8 protein-coding genes and 1 other RNA gene are annotated in these 8,240 nt (G+C 36.6%); 8 read left to right on the top strand and 1 reads right to left on the bottom strand.

What is annotated here, in order from left to right; translation table 11 throughout:
* Positions 1-333: 333 nt before the first annotated feature.
* From ssrS to AC06OU_RS13615, 3 genes are all read left to right on the top strand, one after another.
* A non-coding RNA gene (ssrS, locus tag AC06OU_RS13625) (6S RNA) lies at positions 334-520 on the top strand.
* 745 nt (positions 521-1,265) lie between these two features.
* Positions 1,266-2,027 carry a tRNA threonylcarbamoyladenosine dehydratase gene (locus AC06OU_RS13620; RefSeq protein WP_475856463.1) on the top strand — a complete coding sequence of 254 codons (762 nt, stop codon included), beginning with the start codon at positions 1,266-1,268 and terminating at the stop codon, positions 2,025-2,027.
* Positions 2,028-2,096: 69 nt separating this feature from the next.
* Positions 2,097-2,291 carry a hypothetical protein gene (locus AC06OU_RS13615; RefSeq protein ID WP_475856461.1) on the top strand — a complete coding sequence of 65 codons (195 nt, stop codon included), beginning with the start codon at positions 2,097-2,099 and terminating at the stop codon, positions 2,289-2,291.
* Positions 2,292-2,387: 96 nt separating this feature from the next.
* On the opposite strand, the gene AC06OU_RS13610 is transcribed toward AC06OU_RS13615, so the two are convergent.
* Positions 2,388-3,674 carry a replication-associated recombination protein A gene (locus tag AC06OU_RS13610; protein ID WP_475856460.1) on the bottom strand — a complete coding sequence of 429 codons (1,287 nt, stop codon included), beginning with the start codon at positions 3,672-3,674 and terminating at the stop codon, positions 2,388-2,390.
* Positions 3,675-4,137: 463 nt separating this feature from the next.
* Between AC06OU_RS13610 and cymR the strand changes: the two genes are divergently transcribed.
* The 5 genes from cymR to AC06OU_RS13585 all read left to right on the top strand — a co-directional run.
* Complete coding sequence (gene cymR, locus AC06OU_RS13605) at positions 4,138-4,560, top strand: cysteine metabolism transcriptional regulator CymR (protein WP_340885928.1); 423 nt, start codon at positions 4,138-4,140, stop codon at positions 4,558-4,560.
* 17 nt (positions 4,561-4,577) lie between these two features.
* Positions 4,578-5,711 (top strand): cysteine desulfurase family protein, encoded by a 1,134-nt coding sequence (locus AC06OU_RS13600; RefSeq protein ID WP_475856458.1) that lies wholly within the window; start codon positions 4,578-4,580, stop codon positions 5,709-5,711.
* An 18-nt stretch (positions 5,712-5,729) separates the two neighbouring features.
* Positions 5,730-6,845, top strand: coding sequence for a tRNA 2-thiouridine(34) synthase MnmA (gene mnmA / locus AC06OU_RS13595; protein WP_298470374.1), 1,116 nt, complete (start codon positions 5,730-5,732; stop codon positions 6,843-6,845).
* A 14-nt stretch (positions 6,846-6,859) separates the two neighbouring features.
* Positions 6,860-7,519: a tetratricopeptide repeat protein gene (locus tag AC06OU_RS13590; protein WP_475856456.1), complete on the top strand. Its 660-nt coding sequence runs from the start codon at positions 6,860-6,862 to the stop codon at positions 7,517-7,519.
* A gap of 20 nt (positions 7,520-7,539) precedes the next feature.
* The coding region (locus AC06OU_RS13585) for a helix-hairpin-helix domain-containing protein (RefSeq protein WP_475856454.1) at positions 7,540-8,240 on the top strand (701 nt) is incomplete at its 3' end.

The raw sequence follows: 8,240 nt of genomic DNA, 5'->3' as shown, positions 1-8,240 counted from the left end.
CCGTTTTTTATGCCAGTGTTCAGTAAGGTTGCCTTTACAGGGCCGATTGGTGCAGCCAAAGATATACCTAATATAAAATAAGTGGTTAGTGAATTCACATAGAGCCCTCCGTTTAATGTCTTGTCTATGTATATTATTCATAGACAAGGATATCTAGGACTAGTTTTATAGAGTATTTTTATCGAGGTTTGTAAGTGTGAGAGAAGGGGAAGGATATGGAAGAAAGGTGTTATATATGATATATCTACTACACTTCATGATTCTGAATAGTCAAATAATATCATGGTATTTTCATTGAAGTTTTAAAAGGGATATGCTATTATACAAGTAATACGAATCCTGATGTGTTCGCGAAACGCCAATCAGTTTTGACCGAACAATTATATCGTCGGGAGTCTGACTTTTATTGTTAATGACATGCCCTCTAGTTAGGGACTTCAAAGACAGTAAAGAGGACACCCACCTGCTCTGTGCGGGTTCAAAACGATAAGCACTATTAGTCGGCACGATTGGGATTCGTCTATTTAAAAAAGTCCCCTGTATTTGCAGGGGACTTTTTTAGTGGAATGAAAAATACATTTGCTCTTACAAAACTCGATTATATTCTCATAATTTAAAGGATCTAGATGTCATTATTCTTATAAAAATAAGCTTTGTTAAAGTTATTGGTTGATTTTGACTGAAAATTCTTTTTTATAGTGACTGTAAACATAAAAAAGAACGTTCAAATGGCTATTAAGAACATAAATAGATGATGAAATTGGTTGGTTACAGTTTTTCAGCTTTTTTTATGCGAGTAAATTGATTAGCACTTTATCGATGCTAAAGCTGTTCTCATTTATTGATTGGAGCCCCAGACGGCGACTCCTACGGGATGAGTGAGACAGATAAGACATCACAACCACGCGCGTAAGCGATGGGTGATGGCTTATCGCTCACCCCGAGGAAAGCGTCCGGCTGGGGCGGAAATCAATTCTACTCTCTGATTAAAGATTTCATTGCATCATAAATCAACCCTACCCTTTAACATAGCCTAAAAATAAACTGGAAATTAGAGTTACTCTAATCCAATTTAGCATTTCCCAACCCTATAAAATTAGTGAATTTAGTAAATACGTTATCTGTGTACCATAGTACACTCCATCGTTTATAATAAATTTTCGAGGGTAAAATATTAATAGAATAGCACTTGCCTGGAACTAATGTGATAATATTTGAGTAGAAAAGATAAAACCAACTAATCTTATATAAATGGAGTGTTTTTTATGTTACATCAATTTTCTAGAAATGAACTTGCGATAGGAAGAGAAGGAGTAGAGCTGTTAAAGAATACAACAGTAGCTATTTTGGGTGTAGGAGGCGTTGGGTCATTTGCCGCGGAAGCATGCGCCCGAAGTGGTGTGGGTAGACTAATTTTAGTAGATAAGGATAATGTGGATATAACAAATATTAACCGTCAATTAGTCGCTTACATGTCTACTGTAGGACGATCAAAATCTGAGGTAATGAAAGAAAGAATAGCAGACATTAATCCAGATTGTGAAGTAATTGATATGCATATGTTCTATACCGAAGAAACGTATGAACAATTTTTTGATATGAAAATTGATTATGTTATAGATGCATCGGATACAATAATATATAAAATTCATTTGATGAAAGAATGTTTAAAGCGTGGCATTAAAATAATTTCTAGTATGGGAGCTGCCAACAAAACAGATCCAACGAGATTTAAAATTGTTGATATTTCTAAGACACATACCGATCCACTTGCAAAAGTCATACGTACAAAGTTACGTAAGGAAGATCGAATCACTAAAGGAATTCCGGTTGTATTTTCAGATGAAAGTCCTATTGTAGTGAGAGAAGATGTAGTAGAAACAGTTGGAAAACCAGATGCTGCTATCCGTAAAGCTAAGATGCCACCTTCCTCTAATGCATTTGTGCCGTCTGTGGTAGGTTTAATTTGTGCTAGTTGGGTAATAAATGACATTACAAAAAATATTACAATTAATAGAGTGCAGTAAATAGGTTGCAGTTTTTTTTACATCACTTATACTAAAACTAATCACATTTCAAACGAGGTGGAATTTAAAATGACTGAAACAACAAATCAGGAAGAGCCAAAGAAAAAAATGACTCTTCAAGAAGCTGTGAAACAAAAGCTAGAAGAAAAGAAAAACCAAGCTAGTGGCGGTAACTTGAAAGGGACTGGTCCAGCAGCTAACCAAAAAATGAAAAGTCAACAAACTAAAAAGGTGAGCAATACACGAAGAAAAATGGGTGTATAATCCTTATAAGCATGCTTAAAAGATGAGACAAAACAAAACGCTACCGATGCTTTCGGTAGCGTTTTAAATTTATATGACTTGTGTTCTCTTTTGACTTTATTTTTCCTTCTTAAAGTTCTCCAAACGATTATAAATAGCTGCCAATCGCTTTTCTTCTCCAGCATCTATCGGATCATAAAATCTTGTACCGACTAAATTATCTGGAAGATAGGTTTGTTTCACCCAACCACCGAACGTTCCTATTTTATGATCGTGAGGATATACATAGCCCCCATGCCCAAGTTCCTTCGCACCAGCGTAATGAGTATCTTTTAAATGACTTGGAATATCCCCAGTTTTACCCGCATGGATACTGCTGATCGCTTTATCAAGTGCTACATATGCAGAGTTGGATTTCTCGGATAAGCACATTAAAACTACTGCATTTGCGAGTGGAATACGTGCTTCCGGAAGCCCTAGTCTTTCTGCTGATTGAATTGCCGCTAATACTTGCGGTCCTACTGCAGGATTGGCAAGTCCAATATCCTCATAGCTCATTACCAAAAGTCTTCTACTGACAGCTACCAAATCCCCATTTTCTAAAAGGTGAGCAAGATAATATAAAGCTGCGTCGGTATCACTACCTCTCACTGATTTTTGAAGTGCTGATAATAAGTTATAAAAGTGAGAACCCTTTTTATCTCCAAATACACCTACTCGATCAATAAGGCTATCCAGCGTAGAATCTTCTACTACGGTAATACCATCTTCTTCAAAGCTTGCAAAAATAGTTGATTCTAATAGAGTCAAAGCTTTACGAGCATCACCATTCGAGGCATCTGCAATCTTTAATCGTTGTTCATCTGTAATTTTAATAGGGGTTTTACCGAGCCCTTTTACGCTATCCTCTAAAGCTCTTTTTAGAAGAACGTCTACATCCTCCGTAGTAAGCCGCTTCAACTGTTTAATCTCTCCACAACGGGAGCGAATCGCTGGATTGACATCATGGAAAGGATTTTCAGTTGTCGCACCGATCAGAATGATAGAACCATTTTCAACGTGTGGCAAAAGAGTATCTTGCTGTAGTTTGTTGAATCGGTGAATTTCATCTAAGAATAATATAATCTTTCCACTGATTCTTGCATCTGCAACAACATCCTCCACGTCTTTCTTACCAGCTTTAGTTGCATTTAAGGCGACAAAAGGGAGCTTGGTTGTTCCAGCTATGGCAAAAGCCAAAGAGGTTTTGCCTACACCTGGATCTCCGTACAGGAGCATGGAGGGAACATGCCCATTGATAATCATTTTATATAATGCTGTATTCTTACCAATTACATGTTGCTGGCCTGCAATTTCATCTATTGTTTGTGGTCTCATTCGATAGGCTAACGGTTCATTTTGCAAAATGAATCTCTCCTTTTTCTATGTATTTATCTAGATTATCTCTATCTGTGAATCAGGCTAAGCCTAAGTGGTGAGAAAACTGCGCGAACGGTGATAAACCCCGGTGAACGGTGATAAATCTCTCAGAACGGTGCTAAAACCAAGTATTGTAAGAGAAAAGTTATTAAGGCTTTAGAATATATTTGGCTATTTCAGTAAATTAAAAGCTTCAACTAGTTGCATATTTGTTATTTTAACTCAGCCATTTACGAAACAAATGATTTTTAGTACTTTAAAACGTACATTTGTTCCTTTATTATATAGAAGATGGCACTAAAAGTCATTTTGAAGTCGTTAGTACTATGAGTTATGCTATACTAGGGAAAGAATTTTTTATACCCTGATGAATATAACATTAAACGCAAAAATTATACTTAAGAATGATTAAATAAGTAATTTGTTAAATTAAAATGAGGTGAAAATGTTGAAATTTTCAACAAAGGGTCGGTATGGACTTACCATCATGGTAGCTTTAGGGAAACAGTATGGGGAAGGTCCACATGCTTTACGACAAATTGCTACGGAGCACTCCTTATCTGAAGCTTACTTAGAACAAATTGTATCACCCCTACGTAATGCTGGCTTAGTAAAAAGCGTTAGAGGAGCGTATGGTGGTTATATGCTGTCTAAAGCGCCAAATGAGATAACTGCTGGCGACGTTATTCGTGTATTAGAGGGTCCAATTCAAATTGTAGAAGGTATAGATGAGGAAGCAGCAGCACAGCGCGAGCTTTGGTTAAGAATTCGTGATGCAGTTAAAAATGTGCTTGATACGACAACGATTGAAGATTTGTCCAAATACACTGAAGAAAACCCTGATTTGGAAGGGTACATGTTTTATATATAAGGAGTTAAGAGTTCACTATGAATAGAATATATTTAGATCATGCTGCAACAACACCTATGGCAGAGCAAGTTGTCCACACTTTAGTAGAAGAGATGAATAATGTTTATGGAAATGCATCCAGTATCCATCAAACAGGAAGAATTGCTCGAAAAAAATTAGATGATGCTCGTAGAATATTAGCTCAATCTATTGGAGCACAAGAAATTGAAATAACTATAACAAGTGGCGGGACAGAAGCAGACAACTACGCTTTATTCGGTACTGCTTATGCCCGTAAAGCTTTAGGTAAACATATAATTACGACACAAATTGAGCATCATGCAATCTTGCATGCATGTCAGCAGCTTGAAAAAGAAGGCTTTGAAATAACGTACTTACCGGTTGATCAAACAGGTTTAATCAGTATCGATGACTTGAAAAACGCTTTAAGACAAGATACTATTTTAGTTTCCATTATGTTTGCCAATAACGAGGTAGGCACGATTCAACCTATAAAAGAAATCGGCAGCATATTGAAGGATCATCAAGCATATTTCCATACAGATGCAGTACAAGCATACGGAAGTGTTTCAATTGATGTAAAAGAGACATATATTGATTTGCTCAGTGTCTCCAGCCATAAAATTAACGGACCAAAAGGGATCGGTTTTTTATATCAAAATAAGGATATTTACCTTAAACCATTATTGTATGGTGGTCAGCAGGAGCGCAAAAAACGTGCAGGTACAGAAAATGTTCCGGCAATTGTCGCCTTTGCAAAAGCAGTGGAAATTAAGCAGCAAAACATTGAAAAAAGCAACGAGCATTATCGAGCGTTAAGAGATACATTTGTTGAGCAATTACAAACAAATGGAGTAGAGTTCAAAATAAATGGCTCACTAGAAAATTTACTACCTCATGTAGTAAATGTAAGTATCCCCAAAACTGATGTGGAGACTTTTCTCGTACAGTTAGATTTAGCTGGGATTGATGCGTCAAGTGGTTCTGCTTGTACCGCTGGCTCCATTGACCCTTCGCACGTCCTAGTAGCGATGTATGGTGAAAAAACACCTGAGCTGAGAAATTCAGTGCGATTCAGTTTTGGATTAAACAATACAAAAAAAGAAGCAATAGAAGCGGCCAATAAAATAAGTAAAATTATTCTTGGATAACTGAAAAGAGTGAGTTAAATGATGAAGAAAAAAGAAGATACAAGAGTAGTAGTAGGTATGTCTGGAGGAGTTGATTCCTCCGTAGCGGCCTACCTGCTAAAAGAGCAAGGTTACGATGTAATCGGTATATTTATGAAAAACTGGGATGACACCGACGAAAATGGTGTATGTACAGCAACAGAGGATTACGAAGATGTTATAAAGGTTTGTAATCAAATTGGTATTCCTTATTATGCTGTAAACTTTGAAAAACAATATTGGGATAAAGTATTTTCTTACTTTTTAGAAGAATACAAGGCCGGCAGAACGCCAAACCCTGATGTAATGTGTAACAAGGAAATTAAATTTAAAGCATTTTTAGAGTATGCATTGGCACTTGGAGCTGATTATCTTGCAACAGGACACTATGCACAAGTAGAAGTTAAAGAAGGCCAAACGAGAATGCTGCGTGGTAAGGACAACAACAAAGACCAAACCTATTTCTTAAATCAACTTAACCAAGAGCAATTAGAGAAGGTCATGTTTCCAATCGGTCATTTAGAGAAGAAAAAAGTCCGTGAGATAGCATTAGAACAAGGTTTAGCAACTGCAACTAAGAAGGACTCTACTGGTATTTGCTTTATAGGTGAAAGAAACTTTAAAGAATTTTTAAGTCAGTACTTACCAGCTAAACAAGGTACTATGGAAACAATGGACGGTCAAGTAATGGGTAAACATGATGGCTTAATGTATTACACAATTGGACAACGCCATGGTTTAGGTATTGGTGGAGCTGGAGACCCTTGGTTTGTTATCGGAAAAGACCTGGCAAGAAATGTTTTATTAGTCGGTCAGAATATTAACAATGACGCTTTGTTCTCTACGAGTCTTACAGCTACTGATTTATCATTTACAACTACGCTAGACAAACCATCTTCCTTTACGTGTACAGCGAAATTCCGCTATCGTCAGGAAGATGTTGGAGTTCACGTAGAGCTACTGTCTGAAAATCGTGTTCGTGTAGTATTTGATCAGCCAGTTCGTGCGATCACTCCAGGACAAGCAGTTGTTTTCTATCAAGGAGATGAGTGTCTTGGTGGAGCGACGATAGACGAGGTTTTTAAAGATGGTCTTAAATTGGATTACGTTGGTTAATGGAGGTATTGGATTTGAATTACAATGAACTAGGGATACAAGCAATACAAGAAGAAAATTATGAAAAAGCAGCAGAATTGTTTAACAAAGCAATTGAAGAAAATCCAGAAGAATCAATTGGTTTTATAAACTTTGGAAACCTACTAGCTTCTATGAATGAAAATGAACGTGCAGAACGTGTTTTTCAAAAGGCAATCACATTAGACGAAAAAGCTGCAACAGCCTTTTACAGCTTAGCTAATTTGTATTATAATACGGAGCGCTTTGAAGAAGCTGCGAAGCTTTATGAAAAAGCAATTACAAATGGCATTGAAGGTCCAGATGCTTATTTCATGCTAGGAAAAAGCTTTCAGAAGGTTGATCAAACGAAGCTTGCACTTCCATATCTTCAAAGAGCTTACGAATTAGACGAGACAAAAGATATTCAGATTAAACTAACGTATGGTATCGCTCTGGCAAGCCTAGAAATGTTTGATATAGCAGAACCAATTTTTAAAGAAATATTAGAGCTAGACCCAGAAAACGCAGATGCCCATTACAACATGGGAGTTTTATATGCGGTATCAACATCTGATACAGAAAGCGCTCTTAAACATTTAAAAGCAGCTTTTACAATACAACCAAACTATGATCAAGCTAGATATGTATACGATATGATTTCACTACGCAATTAGGAAGTTAGGAGACGATTGAAATGACAAATGAAATAAATAACGAAAAACAATTTATATCAGGTCGGCCAATCGTCTCTATCTTTCATAATCCACAAAATCTATTCTCCATTATAAAACTAAAGATAAAATCCACTAATACTACATACACAGATAAAGAAATAATTGTTACAGGTTATTTCCCCCAATTAGTTTTAGAAGAAGCATATAAATTTACAGGTGTTATTAAAAATCACCCTAAGTATGGAATACAGTTTCAAGTCGAAACGTTCCAAAAGGAGGTCCCTGCAACAGAGACAGGGATTGTTCATTATCTATCTAGTGATATGTTTCCTGGGATCGGTAGGAAGACCGCGGAGCTAATTGTTAAGAAACTAGGAGAAAATGCGATTAATCGAATTTTAGATAATCCAGCATCTCTAGATATTATTCCAAAGCTAGGTGAAGATAAAAAACAAACTATTAGAGCCACATTAGAACAAAATTTAGGCTTAGAAAAGGTTATGATTCAGCTAAATGAGTGGGGTTTTGGTCCCCAAGTTGCAATGAAAATCTATCAGGCCTATAGAGAAGAAACAATTGCTAAGTTAACGGAAAACCCATATCGTTTAATAGAAGATGTTGAGGGGGTTGGTTTTGTACGTGCTGACGAGTTAGGTTACAAGCTCGGGATAAAAGGAAACCATCCAGACCGTATAAAAGCAGCGATATACCATTTACTTCA

Source organism: Psychrobacillus sp. (genome assembly GCF_056205495.1).
Note: the sequence above shows the minus strand (reverse complement) of the source record. Positions and strands in the feature narration are given on the sequence as shown.